We start from the raw sequence: 22398 nt of genomic DNA on the forward strand, positions 1-22398 counted from the left end.
GATACCGGAGAATGTCCGCCAATTCCGGCCAAATATAACTAATGGTTGACTTGCAATTCAAATAATACGTTTTAAAACTCAATACTTGAATTGAAGATTTACAAGGGTGGACTCGGTGATTCGACCACCTCTCCAATATGCGATTGTGCACACCTGCTCTGGGCCGACGATCTGAAGCCGACCCGATTTTTAACCGGCATCAGTATGTCAGCCAAACATTCCACGATTGCCTCGCATGTGCGCCGGCTTTGCTCCTGCGGAGCGGAGCCGGCACTCGTTATTCCGCATGTTATTGCGCAGTTGCGCGAACTGGTTGACGCGGATTGGGGAATGTTCTTCTACTCGGATGAGGTATTTCGTTTACGCGACATCTACACCGAATATGACGCGGTACTCGGCATACGGCCAGTGCACGAGTCCCAGTACCACGACAATGACGAGCAGAGATTGCTCATCGGTCTTCGCTACAGTCTGGAATTGACCGGCTGCGACGGACGTCGTGGTTGGGGCAGCCTTCAGCTCCGGCGTTCATTCAATACGCGTCCATTTTCTGAGCGCGAGCAGTGCATCGTCGCTCAGTTCAGCCGGCATATCGCTCACGCGCTGACCGCGCCTCGAACGAACATCACGCAATTCTCCGCGCGAGGTCATTCAGAATTGGTGATCGTCGATGAGAACGGCAATATCGATCTCGCTAGCGACAACGCTTTGCGGATTCTTTCGCTCGCGGACGGCGGGATGCCCTCGCCGTCGCAAGCAACTCGAGTCCCAGTGTGGCTGATGGCCCTCGTCGCCAACGTTGCGCGGCGCTGGCCTGGAGCACCGACACAACCATCCGCTATGGTGCGCCGTACTGGCGCGGGCGAATTCGTCTTTAAGCTTTATGCGTTAGATGCAAGTAGCGAACCAGATTCCCATGCTGCGATCGCAGTCCATATGCTGCATTACCCACCGCTTCAGCTTCAGGTCGAGCTCACCGGCTACGAACTGGGTTTGAGCGAACGACAAAGACAGCTTTGCGTCGACCTCCTCGCCGGTTATGGGATTGCCCGAATCGCACAACGCATGGGCGTCAAGGCGAGCACCGTGGTGGACCATGAGCGGGAGACCTATCGAAAGCTCGGGGTCCATTCACGGCACGAGCTTGCGCGGTGTTTCGGGGAAGCGCCGGATAACGTGTAGCGCGCAAATCCCCCCTGCCCGGGGGGGCCGCTTTTTTGCGGGCATACCTACACTTTTTACGCACGCGCACGCGCCCGCGGCCGCGAGCCACGCGGTTGGCGCAATAGCGACGCCCTAGGAACCTGCGTCCTCGCGCGCAAATAGCGCGACCGCAATCCCGGCCGGCATTTTTCTTCCAGGAGGTGGCAGATGGAATACGACGTTCACAAGGTTGAGGAATTCGTCGGGCGCATGGTTGGCGAGTTTGGCGCGGTCGCGTCCGCGCCGCTCATTGCGCTCGGCGACAGGCTTGGCCTGTACAAGGCCATGGCGGAACGAGGCTGGATGGACTCGAAGCAGGTGGCCGAGCGCGCAGGTCTGGCGGAACGGTACGTGCGGGAATGGCTTGCCGCCCAGGCCGCCGCAGGGTTTTTGCTTTACGACCCCGACACAGCCTGCTACCAGCTCGAAAATGAAATGGCGATGTGCTTCGCCGATGAGAGCAGCCCCGCTTTCCTTCCAGGCTTCGCCGATTGCGCCGAAGCGATGTTCCGCGGCCTGCCAAAGCTGGAAGCTGCTTTTCGCACAGGCCTCGGCGTCGGCTGGCATCAGCATCATCCGTCACTGTTTCGGGGGACTGAGCGATTTTTCAGGCCAGGCTACTCCGTACATCTGGTCAATGAGTGGATTCCGGCGCTTGAAGGCGTCGAAGCGACGCTGCGGATGCCGAATGCCCGGATCGCCGATGTGGGCTGCGGTCATGGCGTATCCACGATTCTGATGGCGCAGGCCTACCCGAACGCCACGCTGGTCGGCTTCGACTATCACGAACCGTCCATCCAGCGGGCGCGCGAGGCGGCGAAAGAAGCCGGTGTCGCGGACAGGGTCTCGTTCGAAGTCGCCTCCGCGCAGCAGTTCCCCGGCACCGACTACGACGTGGTGGCCTTCTTCGATTGCCTGCATGACATGGGCGACCCCACCGGCGCCGCAGCACATGTACTGGGTTCGCTTAAACGCGATGGCACCTGGATGATCGTCGAGCCGTTTGCGAACGATCGAGTGGAAGACAACCTGAATCCGATAGGACGCCTGTTTTATTCCGCTTCCACGATGTTCTGTACCGGCGTCTCGCTGTCGCAGGAAGGCGCGATGGCGTTGGGTGCGCAAGCGGGAGAAGCACGGCTAAGGCAAGTGGTGACCGCTGGCGGCTTTACGCGCTTCCGCCGTGCGGCGCAGACACCCTTCAACCTCGTCTTTCAGGCACAGGCATAAGCGCTTCCGCTTGAAAAGAACCCGTATGTGGGCCGTCGGCCGGCTAGGGCGGGAGGTGAAGACTCTCAACCTGCTCACACAAGGAGGTCGGGTGCCGGGACGGGCGGGGACCGTCCCATCCCAAAAAAATAGTTTGACAGACTATCTTTAGATATATATCTTACGATGCATCTTAAGACACTTACGGGAGTCTCCCAGATGCGTCATCCTCATCGTTTTTCCGGTCCGCGCGGCGCGCAGGGCCGTTTCCACGGCCATTTCGGCCAGCCTTCGCTGCATGCGCTGTGGCACGCCATCGCCGCCCGGCACGCGGATCGCACCGAGTACGCGAACCACGCGAACCACCCGAACCACCCGGACCACGCCGACCATCGCTTCGACAACAACCCCGAAGCCCGCAACCCGCACGATCCCCGCCACGCCCCCGGCCGCCGGCATCACCACGACCATCACCACGACCACCACCGCCATTTCGCCCTCCACGCCCTCTGGCACGCGATCGGCCGCCATCACGATCCCCGCTCCGGCGGCCCGGGTGGCCGCGGCGGTCGCTTCGGCGGCGGCCCTGGCGGCCCCGGCGGGTTCGGCGGCGAAGGCGACGGCTTCCCGCGCGGCCGCAAATTCAGCTCCGACGATCTGCAACTGATGCTGCTGTCGCTGCTCGACGCGCAGCCGAGCCACGGCTACGAGCTGATCAAGGCGCTGGAAACCCGCTCGAACGGCTTCTACACCCCAAGCCCCGGGATGGTCTACCCGGCGCTCACCTATCTCGAAGAACTCGGCTACGTGAGCGTGCAACTCGAAGGCAATCGCAAGCGTTACGCGCTGTCGGACGCCGGTCGCGAGTATCTGAACGCGAACCGCGAGCGCGTCGATCTGATGTTCGCGCGACTCACTCATATCGCGCGCAAGATGGATTCGGTGCGCCGCGCGTTTGCCGGCGAGGAGCCGGCCGACGTCAGCGAAGGCGGCTGGGTGCCCGAGCTGATCGAAGCGCGCCGCACGCTGAAAACCGAACTGCTGCGCCGCGACAGCGCGCCGGCCGACGAGCAGCGCCGCATCGCCGCGATCCTGATGCGCGCGGCGCGCGAAATCACCGGCACCGGCGCGGACCCGGATGCAAACGGGAACGGGAACGCCCGCAAGAATCCCGACAACGGCGGCGAAACGCCCGCCTGAGCGCGCCCCTCGCGCTTCATCGAACCGAACAAGGAGCACCACCCCTATGCCGAACCAGGACAGCCGCCCCGATCTCGCCGTGCAACGCGTGCGTCATCCGCTGAAATTCCGTCTGCTGCAAGTCAAACAGGTGCGCGAGCTAAGCCCGCATCTGATTCGCGTCACGTTCACCGGCGACGATCTGCACGACTTCATATCCGCATCGTTCGACGACCACATCAAGGTGTTTTTCCCCGAACCCGGCGCCGACAGACCGGCGCTGCCCGAAGCCGGCCCCGACGGCCCGGTGTTTGCCGACGGCAAACGGCCGACCGCGCGCGATTTCACGCCGCGCCGTTTCGATCAGCAGGCGCGCGAACTCGACATCGAATTCGCGATGCACGAAGCGGGTCCCGCGGCGACGTGGGCCGCGCAGGCAAAGGTCGGCCAGTATCTGGGCATCGGCGGCCCGCGCGGCTCGCTGGTGATTCCGACCGGCTTCGACTGGCATCTGCTGATCGGTGACGACACCGCGTTGCCCGCGATTGCCCGGCGCCTCGAAGAACTGCCGGCCGGCGCGCGTGTCGCCGCGGTGATCGAAGTGGCCGATCCGTCGGCGCGCATCGAATTTTCGACGCGAGCCGAACTGCATCTGGTCTGGTGCTATCGCAACGAATCCGGCGACGAATCCGGCAACGGAGCCGGCAGCGAACCCGGCAACGACCGCGCCGCAAACGCACCAGCCCGCGCGCGCGGCGACGCGCTGTTGCAGGCGGTGCGCGAGACCTATCTGCCTGAACAGGGCGAAGGCTACGTGTGGGCGGCCGGCGAAGCCGCGTCGATCCGCGCGGTGCGCCAGCATCTGTGCGGCGAGCGCGGCATCGACAAATCGCGGATTCGCGCGGCAAGCTACTGGAAACAGGGGGCGGTCGCGGTCCACGAGAACATCGAAGACTGAAGCACGCCGATGCGGTAACGCAACGAAGCGCCGGCACTCGACAGTGCCGGCGCGTTCGTCGTAGCGCGCGGCAAACGCCGGGCACGATCCGCCCCGGCAACGGCGCACGTCGAACAACAACAACGTAAAACGGAAGACACCCGATGTACTCACTCACCCCGCGCCACGAGCGCCGTCTGCTGTGGCTGCTCGCGCTCACGCAGTTCACGATCATCATGGATTTCATGGTGATGATGCCGCTCGGCCCGCAGGTCATGAGCGCGTTCCATATCGCGCCGGCCGCGTTCGCGACCGCGGTGTCCGCCTATTCGTGGTGCTCGGGTCTGTCCGGCCTGTTCGCGGCGACCTATATCGATCGCTTCGACCGGCGCCGTCTGCTGCTGACGATCTACGCGCTGTTCGCGCTGTCGAATCTCGCCTGCGCGCTCGCGTCGAGCTTCGCGCTGCTGCTCGTCGCGCGCGCGTTCGCCGGCATCACCGGCGGCGTGCTCGGCTCGGTGATCATGGCGATCGTCGGCGACGTGATTCCGGTGCAGCGGCGCGGCGCCGCGACCGGCACGATCATGACCGCGTTCTCGCTCGCCGCGATCGCCGGGGTGCCGGCCGGCGTGCTGCTCGGCGCGCAGTTCGGCTGGGCCGCGCCGTTCTTCCTGCTGGTCGCGTTGTCGCTGCTGGTGTGGGGCGCGGGCGCGCAGCTGGTGCCGTCGCTGCGCGAGCATCTGCAGCGGCGCCAGCCGCCGCTCGCGGAAGTGCTGCCCGAGCTGTGGCGGCTGCTGACCAATCCGCGCCACATGAACGCGTTCGCGCTGACCTTCATGATGATGATCGCGCACATGCTGGTGATCCCGTTCATTGCGCCGATGCTGGTCGCCAATCACGGCGTCGCGCCGAAGCAGTTGTCGTGGCTGTATATGGCGGGCGGCGCGGGGACGTTTTTCACGTCGCGCCTCGTCGGCCGCTTCGCCGATCGCTTCGGCTCGCAGCGCGTGTTCCGTTGCGCGGTGCTGCTGTCGTTCGTGCCGGTGTTGTTCGTCACCCATCTGCCGGCGATTCCGTACTTCGCGTTGCTGCTGTTCTTCCTCTGCTTCATCGTGACGATGAATGGCCGCATGGTGCCGATGCAGGCGCTGCTGACCACCGTTCCCGAGCCGACGCGGCGCGGCGCGTTTCTCAGCGCCAACAGCGCGTTGCAGGCGCTCGGCACCGGCTGCGGCGCGTGGCTCGGCGGGCTGATGCTCGGCACGTCGGCGGATGGGCGGATTGTCGGCTTCGGGACCGTGGGGTGGGTCGCGGTGGCGGTCGCGTTCGCGGCGGTGTTGTGGGTGTCGCGCGTGAAGGCGGCGCCTCGGGAAGCGGCAATGGCCACGCCCGCTAGCGCCGCGCCGAACCCGAACGGCATCGGTGCGAACATCGCCGGCAAAACTTAGTGCTTCGAAGCAACACCCAAGGCGGGCGCTTGCGGCGCTCGCCCCGCGTCACTCTTTTTCGTCAACCGTCTGCCCCGTCAACGCGCACCGCGCCGCCTCGCCCTGCTCGTGCGAACTCGCGTAAAACACCTTCGCGCGGCCGATCACGATCTTCAGCGTCGCGATCACCGGCACCGCGAGAAAGATCCCCGCGACGCCGCCGAGCTGGTCGCCCGCGAGCAGGCCGACGATCACCAGGAACGGGCTGACCTCGACGCCTTCGCTCATCAGATAAGGATTGAGCACGTAGTCCTGGAAGGTCCGGTACAGCGCGAAAAACACCACCAGCCACAGCAGATGCGGAAAGCCGCTGAATAGCGCGACGACCAGCGTGATCGCGACCGCGGCGAGCGGCCCCGCGAACGGCACGAATTCGAGCAGCCCCGCGCCGACGGCGAGCAGAAACGCGTACGGCACGCCGAACAGCCAGAACGCGATGCCGTAGAAGATCAGCGTCGCGAGCGACAGGAACAGCAGCGCGCGCACGTACTTCGACAGCAGCACGTTGACATCGTCGGTGATATCGCTCCACAGCACCCGGTGCCGCTTCGACAGCAACGCGAGAAACGCGTCGCGCATCTGCGCGCCGTCCTTGACCAGCAGAAAACTCAGGATCGGGATCAGCACCAGGTAGATCAGGTTGCTGGCCGCGTGCACGACACCGAGCCCGAGGCTGCGCGCCATCGGCACCGCGTTGTCGGAGCCGGTTTCGATCTGGCTGCGCACGAAATCGGCGATCCGTTCGCGCAGCGGCTCCAGAAAATGCGGCAACGGCAGACGGTTCGGCACGTCGCTGCGCATCAGCGTCGGCAGCTGGGTGATCAGTTTGGTCGCCTGATCCTGCAGCTGCACGCCGAACACCGAGCCGACCACGGCGATCACCGCGACCACCACGACGAACACCAGCGCGATCGACGCGACGCGCGGCACCCGCCGTGGCCGCACGCGCTCGACGAGCTGCACCATCGGGTAGATCAGATAGCTGAAGAACACCGCGAATACGACCACCAGCACCGTGGTCGACGCGATATAGATGAGATAGAACAGCAGCGCAATCAGAAACGCGGTCCAGACTTTCCTGGCCGTGCTGACTTCGAATCCCAGCATGGAGCTTCCTCGTGTGGGCGATGCGCTGCCGACGCAGGCACCAGCGACGGGCAAAGCCTCCCGCTCGCGTTGCACCGGCGCACGCAGCGAGTGCGGCTTCGTCAGGACCCGCCCGAATTTACCGATCGGAGATGACCGGCCGGCGACAACGCAACAGTTACTGCTTCATCCGTTCGCGCATCGCATCGGCCGCTTCGAGCACGCGCAGCTGCATCCGGCCGGCGAGCTTTTCCGCCGCGCCTTCGGCCTGCTTCACGCGGTTGCGGGTGACCTTGCCGATCGCTTCCTTGACCGAGCCTCGCAGTTCCTTCGCGGTACCTTCCATTCGATTCATTTCCATCGCGCTTTCCTCGTAAGTTTGACTGTGGAGTTGCCTGCTGACGTTGCAACGAAACAGCAAACGGACGGCGCGGCGCGCCGTTCCAACACACGGACCGCTTCGCGAGAGGCGAGCCGAGTCCAAGCAACTCAATAGAAAGAGCACATACCGTTCCCGATCCGGTATGCAAACGCGAAAAATCTGGAGAAAGTCCGAAGTGTCCCGCCTGAAGGCCATAACTGACGGCGGGTTTCGAGGGCCCGAGCGCGGGCGGAATGAGGCGGCGGCCGCTGTTCCGGCCCCGCCCTGAACACCGATCTCCCACATCGTGAAACGTTCGTTTGAAAAAATGGGGTTAACCCTTGTGTTTCTGACAAATTAGGGCCGCTGCACCGCGCTAGTCGCCCAAGCCCGCCAATGGATGCGTGTCGATGCTCCACGGCGAACTGAGGAAATGGCGGACCCGCTCGGGCCGCACCGCGGCGAGCGTCGCCGGCGACCAGCGCGGCCGGCGGTCCTTGTCGAGCAATTGCGCGCGCACGCCTTCGCGGAAATCGCCGTCGTCGATCGCGCGTTTCACGATCCCCAGTTCCATCCGGAAGCACTCCGCAAGCGACATCTGGCGGCCGCGCAGCAGCGCTTCGCGGGTCACGTACAGCATCGTCGGCGAATGCGCGGCGAGCGCGTCGTGGGTCGCCTGCAACCATTGCCGCAACTCGCGCGGCGGCTCGCGTTCGAGGTCCTGACGCAGCGTCGCGACAATCCGCTCGACGCCCGAGCGGCGGTCGAAGTGGCCCAGGATCAGCTGCGTCAGCGCGGCGAGCGGCGCGTGCGGCACGATATTGCACGGCGGTTCGAACACCGCGCGCAGCGCCTGTTCCAGCTCGCCGTCGTGCGGCATCCGCTGCAGGCGTTCTTCGAAGCTCGCGAGCCAGTCGGACGGCACGCACAGGTCGGCCAGCTTCAGCTGCACCGCGTCGGCGCCGCCCAGCGTCGCGCCGGTCAGCGCGACGTATAGCGCCAGCTCGGCCGGCATCACGTTCAGGAAATGGCTCGCGCCGACGTCGGGCAGGAAGCCGATGCGCGTCTCCGGCATCGCGATCCGGCTGCGCTCGGTGACGACCCGCAGCCGCGCGCCCTGGCCCAGCCCCATCCCGCCGCCCATCGAGATACCGTCGAGCAGCGCGACCACCGGCTTCGGAAACGTATGCAGCGCGTAGTCGAGCCGGTATTCGTCGACGAAGAACGCGAGCCAGCGCGGATCGTTCGCGGTCGCGAGCCGATGCACCTCGCGCACGTCGCCGCCCGCGCAAAAGCCCTTGTCGCCCGCGCCCTTGAGCACCAGCGCGACGATCCCGCTATCGGCGCGGCAGTGCTCGACCAGCACCGCGAGCTCGCGCACCATCGCGTGCGACAGCGCATTGAGCGCGGCCGGCCGGTTCAGCGTGATGATCGCGACGCGGTTGACGACGCGAAACAGGATTTCGCGCTCGGCTTCGGGCTTGCCGCGCGCTTGCGCTGAAGGGTTCGTTGCCGGATCAGTCGCGCTGCCCGGGTCGAGCACAACGCTTTGCAGAGCGCTCATCGCAGGTCCTCCCGCTGGTGGTCGAGGTCGATCATCGCGCGCCGCCCTCGCTGCCGGCATCGCCTTCGCGCCGGTACAGCTTGATCACCGCCGAAAAGTCCAGCCGCCCCGCGCCGCTGCTGCTCATCGTCTGATACAGCTGCTGCGCGAGCGCGCCGAGATAGACCGGCTGGCGCACGCCGCGCGCGGCATCGGTGGCGAGGCCGAGGTCCTTCAGCATCAGGTCGGTGCCGAAGCCGCCGCTATAGCCGCGCGATGCCGGCGCGGTGTCGATCACGCCCGGCATCGGGTTATAGGTGTCCGAACTCCAGCAACGCCCGGTCGACGTATTGATGATCCCGCCGAGCACCTTCGGATCGATCCCGAGCGCCTCGCCGAGCGACATCGCTTCCGCGACGCCGGCCATCGAAATCCCGAGCACGAGGTTGTTGCAGATCTTCGCGACCTGGCCGGTGCCGGTATCGCCGCAATGCACGATGTTCTTGCCCATCGCCGCCAGCACCGGCTTCACCCGCTCGTACGCGCTCGCGCTGCCGCCGACCATGAAGGTCAGCGTGCCCGCCGCCGCGCCGCCGGTGCCGCCCGACACCGGCGCATCGACGAAGCTGTTGCCGTGGCGCGCGGCCAGTTCGGCGAACGCCTTCACGCTGGCCGGATCGATCGTGCTCGAATCGATGATCGGGACTTCTGTGGGGATGCCGGCGAGCACGCCGTCGTCCGCGCTGAGCACGCTGCGCACGTGCGCGGCGGCCGGCAGCATCGTAATCACGCATTCGACGTCGCTCGCGGCCGCTTTCGGCGAGCCGGACGCCTGCGCGCCCGCATCGACCAGCGTCCGCACCGCCGTCGCGCTGAGGTCGAATACCTTCACCGCATGGCCCGCTTTCAGCAGGTTCAGCGCCATCGGCGCGCCCATGTTGCCGAGTCCGATAAAGCCTATTTTCATGATGTCGTCTCCGTGTTCCGGCCGCGCCGCGCTGTGCTGTGCTGCGCGCTTTCGCCGGATCTCGTTCAGCGCAAACGGATCGTCGTATTGACGCCGTCGTTCACGGTGTCGTCGTCGAACCAGCGCGCGGTCACTGTTTTGGTCTGCGTATAGAACTGCACGACCTGTTTGCCGTACGGACCGAGGTCGCCGAGCTTCGAGCCGCGCGAGCCGGTGAAGCTGAAGAACGGCACCGGCACCGGAATCGGAATGTTGATGCCGACCTGGCCGATATCGATCTCGCTCTGGAATTTGCGCGCCGCCGCGCCGCTCTGCGTGAACAGGCCAACGCCGTTGCCGAACGGATTGCGGTTGACGAGCGCGATTGCGTCGTCGAGCGTCGCGACGCTCAGCACCACCAGCACCGGCCCGAAAATCTCGGTGCGGTAGATGTCCATCTCGGTGGTCGCGTCGGCGAATACGGTCGGGCCGATAAAGTTGCCCTGCTCGTAGCCCGCCACCTGGACGCCGCGGCCGTCGAGCGCGAGCGTCGCGCCTTCGCGCACACCCGACTCGATCAGGCCGAGAACCCGTTGCTTCGCCGCGCGCGACACCACCGGGCCGACGTCGGTGCCCGGCTCGTGGCCCGCGTTGACCTTCAGCGTCTTCGCCTTCGCGACCAGTTCCGGCAACCAGTCGCGCGCGGCGCCGACCAGCACCGCGACCGAGGTCGCCATGCAGCGCTGCCCGGCCGCGCCGAACGCGGCGCCGGCCAGCGCGTTGAGCGTCTGTTCGCGATTCGCATCGGGCAGCACGACCGCGTGATTTTTTGCGCCCATCATCGACTGCACGCGCTTGCCGTGCTCGCTGCCGAGCCGGTACACATGCGTGCCGACCGCGGTCGAGCCGACGAACGAAATCGCCTTCACCAGTTCATGCGTGCAGAGCGCGTCCACCACCTCCTTGCCGCCGTGCACGACGTTCAGCACGCCCTTCGGCACGCCGGCTTCGAGCGCGAGTTCGACCAGTTGCATCGTCGATAGCGGGTCCTGCTCGGACGGCTTCAGCACGAAGGTGTTGCCGCACACGAGCGCCATCGGGAACATCCACAGCGGGATCATCGCGGGGAAGTTGAACGGCGTGATGCCCGCGCAGACGCCGAGCGGCTGGCGGATCGTGTAGGTATCCACACCACCGGCGACGTTCTCCGCGAATTCGCCCTGCTGCAACGTGCCGATCGAACACGCATGCTCGACCACTTCGAGGCCGCGGAAGATATCGCCTTCCGCATCGGGAATCGTCTTGCCCTGCTCCGCGCACAGCGTCTTCGCGATGCGCGGCATATGCTCGCGAATCAGCGCCTGGTACTTCAGCATGATGCGCATCCGCGCGCCGATCGGCGTGTCCTTCCACGTCTTGAATGCGGCATGCGCGCTGCGCACCGCTTCGTCGACTTCGGCGGCGGTCGCGAACGGCACGCGCGCGAGCACCGCCTGGGTGGCCGGATTGACGATGTCGCGCCACTCGGTGCTAGCCGATTCGACGAACTCGCCGTTGATCAGCAGCTTGACGGTCGCGACATCGCCGGCCGCGTCGCGGCCGGTCGGGTTCGAAGCAATTGCGCTCATGCTGAAACTCCTGTGCGATGGCCGCGCGGCGGCCGGACAACGATAAGAAAAAAGGCAACAGGTCTCCCGCTCCGAATGCGCAACGCGAGTTCGGAACAGGAGGCGATTCAATCAAAGGCGATTAATCACGCGCAATGGACGCGCGGGATAAAAAGCTCAACGCAGATCCGGAAAATCCTCTTCCCAGTACTCATCGGGCAACCGCGCGGGCTCGGCCGCGCGCTCCATCTCGCGGCGCCGCAATTCGACGCGGCGGATCTTGCCGGAGATCGTCTTCGGCAGTTCGCTGAATTGCAGGCGACGAATCCGCTTGTACGGCGCGAGTTTTTCGCGCGAGAACGCGAATACCGCGCGCGCGAGTTCGGGACCGGCTTCGTATCCCTGACGCACGGTGACGAACGCCTTCGGCACCGCGAGGCGCAGCGGGTCGGCGCTCGGCACGACCGCCGCTTCGCCAATCGCCTCGTGTTCGATCAGCACGCTTTCGAGTTCGAACGGACTCAAACGATAGTCGGACGATTTGAACACGTCGTCCGCGCGGCCGACGTACACGTAGTAGCCGTCGTCGCGGCGCAGCGCGACATCGGAGGTGCGGTAAAAGCCGTTGCGCATCGCCTGCTCGGTGGCCTTCGCGTTGTTCGCGTAGCCGGTCATCAAACCGAGCGGGCGGTCAGTGAGCGGCAGCGCGATTTCGCCTTCGGTCACCGGCTGGTCGTCGGCGTCGAGCAGTTCGACCCGGTAGCCCGGCAGCGGCCGCCCCATCGAGCCGGGCACGACCGGCTGGCCCGGCGGATTGCCGATCTGGCAGGTCGTTTCCGTCTGGCCGTAGCCGTCGCGAATCGTGATTCCCCACGCGTGCTTCACGCGCTCGATGATCTCCGGATTCAGCGGCTCGCCCGCGCCGACGATCTCGCGCAGCTTGACCGGAAAGTCGGTCAGGCGCTCCTGCACCAGCATCCGCCAGACGGTCGGCGGCGCGCACAGCGTGGTCACGTTGAAGCGCACCAGCGCGGCGAGCGTGTCTTTCGGCACGAAGCGCGCGAAGTTGTACACGAACACGCAGGCCTGCGCGTTCCACGGCGCGAAGAAGCAGCTCCATGCGTGCTTGGCCCAGCCCGGCGAGCTGATGTTCCAGTGAATGTCGCCGGCCTGCAGGCCGATCCAGTACATCGTCGATAGATGCCCGACCGGATAGCTCTGGTGCGTGTGCTCAACGAGCTTCGGCTTCGACGTGGTGCCGGACGTGAAGTACAGCAGCATCGGATCGCTCGCGCGGGTCACGCCTTCCGGTGTGAAGTCCGGCGACGCGTCGTACGCGCCGGCCAGATCGATCCAGCCGTCGCGCGCTGCGCCGACCGAAAAGCGCGTGAGCGGCGCATCGAGCGTGTCGAACTTGGCGAGCTCCGCGCTATCGACCACCGCGAATTTCGCACCGCCGATCTGCACGCGGTCGCGCACATCGTCGGCGGAGAGTTGCGTGGTGGCGGGCAGCACGATCGCGCCGAGCTTCATCGCGGCGAGCATCACGTCCCATAGCTCGACCCGGTTCGGCAGCATCAGCAGCACGCGATCGCCGCGACCGACGCCCGCCGCGCGCAGGAAGTTCGCCATCCGCGCCGAGCGCTCCGACATCTGCGCATACGACAGCTTCAGGCCTTCGCTCGCCGGGTCGTCGACGATCCACAGCGCCGGGTTCGGGTTGTCGCGCGCGATTGCATCGAAGTAGTCGAGCGCCCAGTTGAACTCGTCGAGCGCCGGCCACGCGAACTCGCTGTATGCGCGCTCGTAGTCGGTCCGATGGCGCACCAGCAGATCGCGCGCGTCGAGAAAGGCTTTCGCTGCAGTCATCGTTTGTCTCCTGTCAGCAAGGTGGTTGCTGTCGGCGCCGATGCGCCCGGTTGTTATTGCCGGCTTGCCGCTGCGTTGCGCCTGTACTGCGCTGCGCCGTTCGGTGCGACGCGTCGTCCACGGCCCGGCTATTGTGCGCTCAAACGGCGCCGTCAAAACAGGCGCAATCAAACATGGCGCGCGATCACCATCCGCTGCACTTCGCTGGTCCCCTCGTAAATCTGCGTGATGCGCGCGTCGCGGTAATGGCGCTCGACCGCGTAATCCTCCAGGTAACCGTAGCCGCCGTGAATCTGGATCGCGTTCGAGCAGATTTCCTCTGCCAGCTCCGACGCGAACAGCTTCGCCTGCGATGCCTCCGACAGACACGGCCGCCCCGCCGAGCGCAACCGCGCCGCGTGATGCACGAGCAGGCGCGCGGCGTTCAGCCGGGTCGCCATATCGGCGAGCATGTTGGCGATCGTCTGGTGGTCTTTCAAAGGCTTGCCGAACTGTTCGCGCTCGCTCGCATAGGCGCGCGCGGCATCGAACGCGGCCCGCGCGATGCCGACCGCCTGCGCGGCGATGCCGATGCGCCCGCCCTCCAGATTCGACAGCGCGATACGCAAACCGTCGCCCGGTTCGCCGAGCAGATTGGCCTCGGGGATCGCGCAGTGATCGAGCGAGATCGGGCAGGTATCGGACGCGCGGATGCCGAGCTTGTGCTCGGGCCGGCCCACCTGGAAGCCGGGCGTCGCGGTCGGCACGATGAACGCCGACAGCCCGCGCTTGCCGCGCTCGGGATCGGTGACCGCGAACACGATCGCGAGGCCGGCGCGCGCGCCGTTGGTCACGAACTGCTTGCTGCCGTTCAGAATCCATTGACCGTCGCGCAGCACCGCGCGGGTGCGCAGGTTGTTCGCCTCGGAGCCCGCCTGCGGCTCGGTCAGGCAGAACGCGCCGATCGTGCGGCCGGTGGCCAGATCGTGCAGATAGCGGTCCTTCTGCGCGGCGCTGCCGAAGTTCAGGATCGGTCCGCAGCCGACCGAGTTGTGCACGCTCATCAGCGTCGCGCAGGCCGCGCAGCCGGCGGCGATTTCTTCGAGCGCGAGCGCGTAGGCGACGTAGTCGGTGTACGAGCCGCCCCACTCGGACGGCACGATCATGCCGAGAAAGCCGAGTTCGCCCATCTGCGCGACGACTTCCGCCGGCAGTTGCGCGTCGCGATCCCATTGCGCCGCGTGAGGCGCGAGGCATTCGCTCGCGAAGTCGCGCGCGGCGTCGCGGATCATCCGTTGTTCGTCGGTGTAGAAGCTGTCCATGTTCATGACTGCGTCCTTTGCTATGCAGACGATCTTTGCGTTGCCGCGAGGGCTCGATGGATGCAAGTGTAGGCAAGCCGCCCGTCCCGCTCGATGCTCGCTGCGCTCAATCTTGCTGAGCGCTTTTGCCATACTGATAACATCCCGGCTTTCCACGGCTCGCTTTTTTGCGCATTGCATGAGCCCGACCCCGTCCCGAAGTGAGCGCTTTTACCAGAACGACCCTACGCGCATGAAAAGCGACAAAGGCACGATCTCCATCAGTCTCGTCGAGGAAGCGCTCGCGCTCGCAAGCGCGCGCGGCCTCGACGCCCGGCCGCTCGCCGAAGCCGCGGGGATCGCCGCGCCGATGCTCGCGTCGCCGAAGGGCCGCGTGTCGTCCGCGCAATACGGCGCGCTGTGGGCGAGCATCGCCCGCGCGCTCGACGACGAATTCTTCGGTCAGGACTCCCATCCGATGAAAAGCGGCAGCTTCATCGCGATGACGCAGATGGCGCTCGGCGCGCGCAACGGCGCGCAGGCGCTGACGCGCGCGGTCGGCTTCATGCGCCTCGTGCTGGACGATCTCGGCGTGACGATCGACACCGACGCCGGGCGCGTGCGGCTGCGCTACGTCGAACGGCCGCGCGCGAAGCCGCCGGCGATGTTCGCGTACGCGACGTATTTCATCCTCGTGTATGGGCTCGTGTGCTGGCTGGTCGGCCGGCGCATTCCGCTCGTCGAGGCGCGCTTTCGCTGCGCGGCGCCGCCGGCCGCGCACGAATACCGGCTGATGTTCTGCGACGACATGCGCTTCGACCAGCCCGAGTCGTACGTCGATCTGGAGCCCGCGTTTCTCGACCTGCCGGTGATCCAGAGCGCGCGTTCGGCGCGCACGTTTTTGCGCGATGCGCCGGGCAGCTTCATCGTCAAATACCGCAATCCGGGCTCGCTCGCCGCGCGCGTGCGCAAAACGCTGCGCGCGCTGCCGATGGCGAACTGGCCCGCCGCCGATCAGATGGCCGCGCGCCTGCACGTCGCCGAAGCGACGATGCGGCGGCATCTGAAGCAGGAAGGCCACACCTATCAGTCGATCAAGGACGCGCTCCGGCGCGACATCGCGATTGCCGAATTGCAGCGCGGCCAGCGCACGATCGCCGATATCGCGAACGCGGTCGGCTTTGCGGAGCCGAGCGCGTTTCATCGCGCGTTCCGCAAATGGACCGGAATGCGGCCGGCCGACTATCGACCCGCGCGCGCCGGACGGGTCGAACTCACGCGCCGCGCTGAATCGGACTAAGCTTTAAGCGGCAACCGGCCAGCCCCTGATCGAGGTAGCGGCCGCCGCGCCGCCGGTTTTTGCGCCGGCGGAGGCGGCGGCCGGCAGCGATGAACACGATGGTGCGTCTCCCGCTCCGGCAGTCCGGTCCGCGCCCGCCGCTTATCCGCGGTGGGGTCGCGGGCCGTTTGATGCGCGGCATCGCCGCGCTCGGCGTGCTGTTGGCGCTCGGGTTTGGGTTCGCGGCACGCGAAGGAGGGGCGACGGGCTCGGCGGGCGCTAACGGCTCTGCAGGCCTGGCAGAGTCGACGCTTGCTTCGCTCTCTGCGTTTTCTCCGGTCGCGGCAGCGCACGCCGCCAACCCGACTGGCCTCGCGGCGGCCGCGTCGAACAGCGTGGTCGTGATTTCGATCAACGGCGCGATCGGCCCGGGCAGCGCCGATTTCATCGTGCGCGGTCTGGAACGCGCGGCGAGCCGCCACGCGCAACTCGCGGTGCTGCAACTCGACACCCCCGGCGGCCTCGATACGTCGATGCGGCAGATCATCAAGGCGATCCTCGCATCGCCGGTGCCGGTCGCGACCTTCATCGCGCCGAGCGGCGCGCGCGCCGCCAGCGCCGGCACCTACATCATCTACGCGAGCCATATCGCGGCGATGGCGCCCGGCACCAATCTCGGCGCGGCGACGCCGATCCAGGTGGGGATCGGCGGCAACGAGCCGCCGGGGCCGTCCGCGCCCGACACATCCGCACCCGCCACGGCCGGCGCCCCCAACCCCGCCAGCACACTCCCGCTCGACAGCCAATCGACCGAACTGCGCAAGCAGGTCCACGACGCGGCCGCCTACATCCGCGGCCTCGCCCAGATGCGCGGCCGCAACGCCGACTGGGCCGAGCGCGCGGTCCGCGAGGCGGTCAGCCTGTCCGACGAGGAAGCGCTCGCGCAGCACGTGATCGACGTGGTCGCGCGCGACGTGCCCGCCCTGCTGCGCCAGCTCGACGGCCGCACGCTGACGACCAGCGCCGGCGCCGTCACGCTGCACACCGCGCACGCGCCGCTGGTCATGCTCGAACCCGACTGGCGCAGCCGCTTTCTCGCGGTGATCACCGATCCGAGCGTCGCGCTGGTCCTGCTGATGCTCGGCATGTATGGCCTCTTCTTCGAGTTCGCCAATCCGGGCTTCGTGCTGCCCGGCGTGGTCGGCGCGATCAGCCTGCTGCTCGGCCTGTTCGCGATGCAGATGCTGCCGGTCAGCTACGTCGGCCTCGGCCTGATCTTCCTCGGCATCGCGTTTCTGATCGGCGAGGCGTTTCTGCCGACCTTCGGCTCGCTCGGCTTCGGCGGCGTGGTCGCGTTCGTGATCGGCGCGATGATGCTGATGGATACCGACGTGCCCGGCTACGGGATCCCGCTGCCATTGATCGCCGCGGTCGTCGTATTCAGCGTCGCGTTCGTGCTCGGCGTGTCGCGGCTTGCACTGCGCGCGCGGCGCCGGCCGGTCGTGACGGGCTCCGAGGCGCTGATCGGCTGCATCGGCGTGGTGCTGGACGGCGGCTTGCTGCCCGAACCCGCGAGCGGCGGCGGCGCACTGGCCGGCTGGGCCCGCGTGCATGGCGAGCGCTGGCGGGTGTCGAGCAGTGCGCCGGCCGCCGCCGGCCAGACCGTGCGCGTGACCGCGCGGCATGGCCTGACGCTGACCGTGGTGCCGGTGCCGTCGACGGTCGCGGCGCCGGACGCGCTACAAGGAGAACGCTCATGATCGGCTTCACATTCGGCTTCAGCAGCATCCTGATCCTGCTGGTGGCCGCGCTGATCGCATCGTCGGTGCGGATTTTCCGCGAGTACGAGCGCGGCGTCGTGTTCATGCTCGGGCGCTTCTGGAAGGTCAAGGGGCCCGGTCTCGTGCTGATCGTGCCGATCGTCCAGCAGGCGGTGCGGATGGATCTGCGCACCGTCGTGTTCGACGTGCCGCCGCAGGACGTGATCACGCGCGACAACGTGTCGGTGAAGGTCAACGCGGTCGTGTATTTCCGCGTGGTCGATCCGGAGAAGGCGGTGATCCAGGTTGCCAAGTACTTCGAAGCAACCAGCCAGCTCGCGCAGACGACGTTGCGCGCGGTGCTCGGCAAGCACGACCTCGATCAGCTGCTGTCGGAGCGCGAGCAACTGAACGCCGACATCCAGAAGGTGCTCGACGCGCAGACCGACGCGTGGGGGATCAAGGTGTCGATCGTCGAGATCAAGCACGTCGACATCAACGAAACGATGATTCGCGCGATCGCGCGCCAGGCCGAAGCCGAGCGCGAACGGCGCGCGAAGGTGATTCACGCGGAGGGCGAACTGCAGGCGTCGCAGCAACTGCTGCAGGCCGCGCAGACGCTCGCCCAGCAGCCGCAGGCGATGCAGCTGCGCTATCTGCAAACGCTGACGACGATCGCCGCCGACAAGAATTCGACGATCGTCTTTCCGCTGCCGATCGATCTGGTCAGCGCGGTGATGGAGCGCTTCGGCAAGCCGTCGGCCTGAGCTCCGTCGCACCCGGCCTACCCGGCCCACCCCGCCGGCAGAAATGCTGCATTGCTTTCCATCGCCTTACTCGGCGCGCAGCAAAAACCTAGAATGCCCGGCTGTTTTTTTTAATGCTCCATCGGAGCCTGAAGAGCCTGTCATGAAAATGCTTTCCCACCTTGGTCTCGGCGCGCTGCTCGCCGCCGTGAGTTTCAGCGTGTGCGCGCAAGCCGTCACGCAGCCCGCCGACCCGTCGGCGCCGAAGACCCGCGCGCAGGTGCGCGCCGACCTCGCCGAATGGCGCGCCGCCGGTTACGACCCGTTCGACTGGCTGAACTATCCGGAAAACGCGCTGCGCGCGGGCCGCATCGTCGCGCAGCAGCGCGCGCAGCAGGCGGGCGCGACGGCGGTGCAGTAACGCGGCGGCGGCGACGCTGAGCGGAGAACGGCGTAACGGCAAGCGCTGGCCGCCCGCCGGTCCCGGGGCAAATCCACCCGCCGCCGCGCGGCGCGGTATCATTTCGCCCCTTCGACACCCTTCGCCACCCTCTGCAGCCGCCCCGTCCACCGGGCTCCGGCCGCGCTCAGCCGGAACCCGCACCATGCCTATCTGGGTCGATGCCGACGCCTGCCCGGCCGTCGTCAAGGACATGCTTTATCGCGCGGCACGCCGGACCGGCATGCCGCTGACGCTGGTCGCCAACTCCTTCCTGCGGGTGCCGCCGTCGCCGCTGATCCGCGCGATCCAGGTGCCGGCCGGCTTCGACGCCGCCGATCAGCTGATCGTCGAACGCGTCGCCGCGGGCGACCTCGTGATCACCGGCGATATCCCGCTCGCCGCCCAGGTGCTGGCCAAACACGCGCACGCGCTCGATCCGCGCGGCAACTGGTTCACCCCCGGCACGATCGAAGAACGCCTGCGGATGCGCTCGATGCTCGACCAGCTGCGTTCGAGCGGCGTCGATACGGGCGGTCCGTCCGCCTACAGCCCGCGCGACGGCAAGAGTTTCGCGGGCGAACTGGATCGCTGGCTGGCCCGCAACCCGCCGCGCAGTGATGCGCCGGCGCCACACTCGCCGGGCGAATCGCCCGCCTGACGGGCCTTTGCGCGCGACCCGACGCGCCAGAAGCGCCGGGCCGCCGTCATTCGTGTTTACAATTCCGCCGTAACGCCGGCGCGTGGCCGGCTTCGGCCGGCGCCCGCGCCGCGGCGCTCCCGACCCGCATCCGCATCACCCACCCAACCACAACAACACTTTCCGAACGACGAGAGAGAAAACCCGCCACATGGACTCGATAAAACGCTACTTCGGCTTCGACGCCGTCGGCACCAACCTGCGCACCGAAGTGCTCGCCGGGGTGACCACCTTCCTGACGATGGCCTACATCATCTTCGTCAATCCGGCGATTCTCGGCGACGCCGGCATGCCGAAGGGTTCGGTGTTCGTCGCGACCTGCCTCGTGGCCGCGCTCGCGTCGCTGATCATGGGGCTGTACGCGAACTACCCGATCGCGCTCGCGCCCGGCATGGGCCTGAACGCGTATTTCGCGTACACGGTCGTCAAGGGCATGGGCTATACGTGGGAAGCGGCGCTCGGCGCGGTGTTCATCTCCGGCTGCCTGTTCCTGATCGTCACGCTGTTCCGGGTGCGCGAGGTGATCGTCAAAGGCATTCCGCACTCGATCCGGATCGCGATCACCGGCGGTATCGGCCTCTTTCTGGCGATCATCTCGCTGAAGTCGGCCGGCATCGTGGTCGGCAATCCGGCCACGCTCGTCACGCTCGGCAATCTGCACGATCCGCACGTGGTGCTCGCCGCGATCGGCTTCTTCGGCATCGTCACGCTCGATCATCTGCGGGTGCGCGGCGCGATTCTGATCGGCATCGTCGGCGTGACGGTCCTGAGCTTTTTCTTCGGCGGCAACGAGTTTCACGGCATCGTGTCCGCGCCGCCGTCGATCGCGCCGACGCTGTTCCAGCTCGACATCCGCACCGCGCTGTCGAGCGGCATCCTGAATGTGGTGCTGGTGTTCTTCCTCGTCGAACTGTTCGACGCGACCGGCACGCTGATGGGCGTCGCGAATCGCGCGGGGCTGCTGGTCGAAGGCAAGATGCACCGGCTGAACCGCGCGCTGCTCGCGGACAGCACCGCGATCCTCGCGGGCTCGATGCTCGGCACCTCGTCGACCACCGCGTATATCGAAAGCGCGTCCGGCGTGCAGGCCGGCGGGCGCACCGGCGTGACCGCGATCACGGTCGCGGTGCTGTTCATCGCGGCGCTGTTTTTCGCGCCGCTCGCCGAAGTCGTGCCGCCGTACGCAACCGCGCCGGCGCTGCTCTACGTGTCGTGCCTGATGCTGCGCGAAATGCTCGACCTGCCGTGGGACGACGCGACCGAAGTCGTGCCGGCCGCGCTGACCGCCCTGCTGATGCCGTTCACCTACTCGATCGCGAACGGCGTCGCGTTCGGCTTTATCTCGTACGCGGGCCTGAAGCTGCTGACGGGTCAGGCGCGTCAGGTGAAGCTGGTGGTGTGGATCATCGCGGCGATTTTCCTGTTCCGTTACTTCTATCTCGGCAGCGAATAAACGCGACACCCCGTAGGGGGTGAAGCAGGGCCGACGAAACGTGGGGCGACCAGGACCAGGCCGAAAACTGGCTTGCATTCAGGCAAAGATCAAGGAAAGGCGCATCAGCGGTGTCCGCTCCGGCGGGCACCGTTTATTATCAGACGATTCGAAAAACGATCGAACTGAAGGAGCCCCCGATGTCCTCATACAGCCCCACGGCGGACCGTTACACCAAGCCTGCGATCTTCTTTCACTGGCTTATCTTTCTGCTGGTCGCGCTCGCCTATCTGGCGATCGAAATCCGCGGCCCGCGCGGCTCCGACAGCCGCGCGTTCTGGACCGGGATTCATTTCTGGGCGGGCACGCTGGTGCTGGGATTGTCGATCTTGCGGGTGTTGTGGCGGCTGTGGGCCGGCGCGCCGCAAGAGGTCGAGAATAACCGGCTGCTCGCCTTTCTCGCGCGCGGCGCGCATCTGGTGCTCTATATCTTCATCATCGTCCAGCCGCTGCTGGGCATCCTGATGGTCAACGCGGGCGGCCGGCCGGTATCGCTCGCGTGGAGCGATATCAGCTTCACGCTGATCGGCGCGGATTCGATCGCGCGGCCATTGCTGAAGGACGCGCACGAGTTGCTCGGCAACGTGTTCTATTGGGTGATCGGTCTGCACGCGCTCGCGGCGATCGGGCACCACGTGGTGCTGAAGGATCGGACGCTGCGGCGGATGATCTGAGCGCGGTGCTGTCCGCGCTCTCTTTTGCTACGCGTCAGTTGCGCCAGTTCGCCTCGTAGAAGCGCACGTAGCCGCTTCGGAGTACGAGGCATTGCGCGCGCGTCTCCGACAACAGCCGGCGGGTGGCCGCCTCGATGCGCGGCCGATGCGTGTCGAACGCGACGATCATGTCCTCGAGCCGCGGCGACTGGGCGCCGAAGTGATCTTCGAGCGCTTCCGCGGTGATCATGCACTCCACCCTTTCTCCATCGACCAGCGCCGGGAACGCCAGGGTAAGTTCGCGCCCTGAATATTCAGGAGCTTCATTCGGGAAATGGATCTGCATGGGAATCACCTGGGAAGAGTGCCGCGCATGGCGAATGGGTAATGCGCGCCGGTTGCATCGTGCCGCGTCCACCGCTCGTTTCCTCCTTGTCCCATGCTGTCGACGCGGGCCGTCACCTCGCGGCGGTATCGACGTTCGCGACACGCGGAGGTGAATTGATTCACTTTAGACGAGTTCGGGCAAGGCGCAAGTTCTAGTTTTTGTCGGATTGAACGGGGTACCCGTGTAAAGTGTCGCCGACCCAGCCCTCAGTCAATCCGATGTCCGATCCCACCC

General features: G+C 66.3%; 20 protein-coding genes. 12 read left to right on the plus strand and 8 right to left on the minus strand.

Annotation, left to right across the window (positions count from 1 at the left end; all coding sequences use genetic code 11):
- The first annotated feature begins 90 nt into the window (after positions 1–90).
- The 5 genes from BTH42_RS28040 (at position 91) to BTH42_RS28060 (ending at position 5976) form a co-directional block, all read left to right on the plus strand.
- Positions 91–1182, plus strand: a complete 1092-nt coding sequence (locus BTH42_RS28040; protein WP_143752231.1) for a helix-turn-helix transcriptional regulator — start codon at positions 91–93, stop codon at positions 1180–1182.
- Positions 1183–1371: 189 nt separating this feature from the next.
- Complete coding sequence (locus tag BTH42_RS28045; protein ID WP_075304435.1) at positions 1372–2433, plus strand: class I SAM-dependent methyltransferase; 1062 nt, start codon at positions 1372–1374, stop codon at positions 2431–2433.
- Between the two features lie 198 nt (positions 2434–2631).
- A complete protein-coding gene (locus BTH42_RS28050) occupies positions 2632–3612 on the plus strand; it encodes a PadR family transcriptional regulator (RefSeq protein ID WP_075304436.1) in 981 nt (326 codons plus the stop codon).
- 46 nt (positions 3613–3658) lie between these two features.
- Entirely contained in the window at positions 3659–4549 is an 891-nt protein-coding gene (locus BTH42_RS28055; protein ID WP_075304437.1) for a siderophore-interacting protein, read from the plus strand.
- A gap of 143 nt (positions 4550–4692) precedes the next feature.
- A complete protein-coding gene (locus BTH42_RS28060) occupies positions 4693–5976 on the plus strand; it encodes an MFS transporter (protein WP_075304438.1) in 1284 nt (427 codons plus the stop codon).
- 48 nt (positions 5977–6024) lie between these two features.
- Here BTH42_RS28060 and BTH42_RS28065 read toward each other — a convergent pair whose 3' ends face one another.
- The 7 genes from BTH42_RS28065 to BTH42_RS28095 all read right to left on the minus strand — a co-directional run bounded on the left by BTH42_RS28065 (position 6025) and on the right by BTH42_RS28095 (position 14728).
- The gene (locus BTH42_RS28065) at positions 6025–7122 is read right to left on the minus strand and encodes an AI-2E family transporter (RefSeq protein ID WP_075304439.1); all 1098 of its coding nucleotides are present in this window, start codon (positions 7120–7122) and stop codon (positions 6025–6027) included.
- A gap of 157 nt (positions 7123–7279) precedes the next feature.
- Positions 7280–7462, minus strand: a complete 183-nt coding sequence (locus tag BTH42_RS28070; protein ID WP_075304440.1) for a CsbD family protein — start codon at positions 7460–7462, stop codon at positions 7280–7282.
- A gap of 376 nt (positions 7463–7838) precedes the next feature.
- Positions 7839–9026, minus strand: a complete 1188-nt coding sequence (locus tag BTH42_RS28075; protein WP_075304441.1) for an enoyl-CoA hydratase/isomerase family protein — start codon at positions 9024–9026, stop codon at positions 7839–7841.
- A gap of 31 nt (positions 9027–9057) precedes the next feature.
- Complete coding sequence (mmsB, locus tag BTH42_RS28080; RefSeq protein WP_075304442.1) at positions 9058–9972, minus strand: 3-hydroxyisobutyrate dehydrogenase; 915 nt, start codon at positions 9970–9972, stop codon at positions 9058–9060.
- Positions 9973–10037: 65 nt separating this feature from the next.
- Entirely contained in the window at positions 10038–11579 is a 1542-nt protein-coding gene (locus BTH42_RS28085; protein ID WP_075304443.1) for a CoA-acylating methylmalonate-semialdehyde dehydrogenase, read from the minus strand.
- A gap of 156 nt (positions 11580–11735) precedes the next feature.
- Positions 11736–13427, minus strand: a complete 1692-nt coding sequence (locus BTH42_RS28090; RefSeq protein WP_075304444.1) for an AMP-binding protein — start codon at positions 13425–13427, stop codon at positions 11736–11738.
- Between the two features lie 167 nt (positions 13428–13594).
- Positions 13595–14728 carry an acyl-CoA dehydrogenase family protein gene (locus tag BTH42_RS28095; protein WP_075304457.1) on the minus strand — a complete coding sequence of 378 codons (1134 nt, stop codon included), beginning with the start codon at positions 14726–14728 and terminating at the stop codon, positions 13595–13597.
- A 232-nt stretch (positions 14729–14960) separates the two neighbouring features.
- Here BTH42_RS28095 and BTH42_RS28100 point away from each other — a divergent pair, with 232 nt between their 5' ends.
- The 7 genes from BTH42_RS28100 (at position 14961) to BTH42_RS28130 (ending at position 21797) form a co-directional block, all read left to right on the plus strand.
- Positions 14961–16007, plus strand: coding sequence for an AraC family transcriptional regulator (locus BTH42_RS28100; protein WP_075304445.1), 1047 nt, complete (start codon positions 14961–14963; stop codon positions 16005–16007).
- A gap of 89 nt (positions 16008–16096) precedes the next feature.
- Positions 16097–17746, plus strand: coding sequence for a nodulation protein NfeD (locus BTH42_RS28105; RefSeq protein ID WP_075304446.1), 1650 nt, complete (start codon positions 16097–16099; stop codon positions 17744–17746).
- The gene (locus tag BTH42_RS28110; RefSeq protein WP_075304447.1) at positions 17743–18513 is read left to right on the plus strand and encodes a slipin family protein; all 771 of its coding nucleotides are present in this window, start codon (positions 17743–17745) and stop codon (positions 18511–18513) included. Before BTH42_RS28105 ends, BTH42_RS28110 begins: the two co-directional genes overlap by 4 nt.
- Positions 18514–18655: 142 nt before the next feature.
- Positions 18656–18913 (plus strand): DUF4148 domain-containing protein, encoded by a 258-nt coding sequence (locus BTH42_RS28115; protein WP_075304448.1) that lies wholly within the window; start codon positions 18656–18658, stop codon positions 18911–18913.
- 184 nt (positions 18914–19097) lie between these two features.
- On the plus strand, positions 19098–19592 hold the full coding sequence (locus BTH42_RS28120) for a YaiI/YqxD family protein (protein ID WP_075304449.1): 495 nt from the start codon (positions 19098–19100) through the stop codon (positions 19590–19592).
- 190 nt (positions 19593–19782) lie between these two features.
- On the plus strand, positions 19783–21084 hold the full coding sequence (locus BTH42_RS28125; RefSeq protein WP_075304450.1) for an NCS2 family permease: 1302 nt from the start codon (positions 19783–19785) through the stop codon (positions 21082–21084).
- Positions 21085–21263: 179 nt separating this feature from the next.
- Positions 21264–21797, plus strand: coding sequence for a cytochrome b (locus tag BTH42_RS28130; RefSeq protein ID WP_075304458.1), 534 nt, complete (start codon positions 21264–21266; stop codon positions 21795–21797).
- Between the two features lie 34 nt (positions 21798–21831).
- Here the strand turns inward: BTH42_RS28130 and BTH42_RS28135 are convergent, their stop codons facing one another.
- On the minus strand, positions 21832–22122 hold the full coding sequence (locus BTH42_RS28135) for a DUF1488 domain-containing protein (protein WP_075304451.1): 291 nt from the start codon (positions 22120–22122) through the stop codon (positions 21832–21834).
- Positions 22123–22398: the final 276 nt, after the last annotated feature.

The sequence above is a fragment of the Burkholderia sp. SRS-W-2-2016 genome, from assembly GCF_001931485.1.
In the GTDB taxonomy this organism is placed as follows: domain Bacteria; phylum Pseudomonadota; class Gammaproteobacteria; order Burkholderiales; family Burkholderiaceae; genus Paraburkholderia.

Coding starts and splice junctions, on each gene's coding strand:
- BTH42_RS28045 (WP_075304435.1), top strand. CDS start 1,372: ATGGAATACGACGTTCACAAGGTTGAGGAATTCGTCGGGCGCATGGTT.
- BTH42_RS28050 (WP_075304436.1), top strand. CDS start 2,632: ATGCGTCATCCTCATCGTTTTTCCGGTCCGCGCGGCGCGCAGGGCCGT.
- BTH42_RS28055 (WP_075304437.1), top strand. CDS start 3,659: ATGCCGAACCAGGACAGCCGCCCCGATCTCGCCGTGCAACGCGTGCGT.
- BTH42_RS28060 (WP_075304438.1), top strand. CDS start 4,693: ATGTACTCACTCACCCCGCGCCACGAGCGCCGTCTGCTGTGGCTGCTC.
- BTH42_RS28065 (WP_075304439.1), bottom strand. CDS start 7,122: ATGCTGGGATTCGAAGTCAGCACGGCCAGGAAAGTCTGGACCGCGTTT.
- BTH42_RS28070 (WP_075304440.1), bottom strand. CDS start 7,462: ATGGAAATGAATCGAATGGAAGGTACCGCGAAGGAACTGCGAGGCTCG.
- BTH42_RS28075 (WP_075304441.1), bottom strand. CDS start 9,026: ATGAGCGCTCTGCAAAGCGTTGTGCTCGACCCGGGCAGCGCGACTGAT.
- mmsB (WP_075304442.1), bottom strand. CDS start 9,972: ATGAAAATAGGCTTTATCGGACTCGGCAACATGGGCGCGCCGATGGCG.
- BTH42_RS28085 (WP_075304443.1), bottom strand. CDS start 11,579: ATGAGCGCAATTGCTTCGAACCCGACCGGCCGCGACGCGGCCGGCGAT.
- BTH42_RS28090 (WP_075304444.1), bottom strand. CDS start 13,427: ATGACTGCAGCGAAAGCCTTTCTCGACGCGCGCGATCTGCTGGTGCGC.
- BTH42_RS28095 (WP_075304457.1), bottom strand. CDS start 14,728: ATGGACAGCTTCTACACCGACGAACAACGGATGATCCGCGACGCCGCG.
- BTH42_RS28100 (WP_075304445.1), top strand. CDS start 14,961: ATGAAAAGCGACAAAGGCACGATCTCCATCAGTCTCGTCGAGGAAGCG.
- BTH42_RS28105 (WP_075304446.1), top strand. CDS start 16,097: ATGAACACGATGGTGCGTCTCCCGCTCCGGCAGTCCGGTCCGCGCCCG.
- BTH42_RS28110 (WP_075304447.1), top strand. CDS start 17,743: ATGATCGGCTTCACATTCGGCTTCAGCAGCATCCTGATCCTGCTGGTG.
- BTH42_RS28115 (WP_075304448.1), top strand. CDS start 18,656: ATGAAAATGCTTTCCCACCTTGGTCTCGGCGCGCTGCTCGCCGCCGTG.
- BTH42_RS28120 (WP_075304449.1), top strand. CDS start 19,098: ATGCCTATCTGGGTCGATGCCGACGCCTGCCCGGCCGTCGTCAAGGAC.
- BTH42_RS28125 (WP_075304450.1), top strand. CDS start 19,783: ATGGACTCGATAAAACGCTACTTCGGCTTCGACGCCGTCGGCACCAAC.
- BTH42_RS28130 (WP_075304458.1), top strand. CDS start 21,264: ATGTCCTCATACAGCCCCACGGCGGACCGTTACACCAAGCCTGCGATC.
- BTH42_RS28135 (WP_075304451.1), bottom strand. CDS start 22,122: ATGCAGATCCATTTCCCGAATGAAGCTCCTGAATATTCAGGGCGCGAA.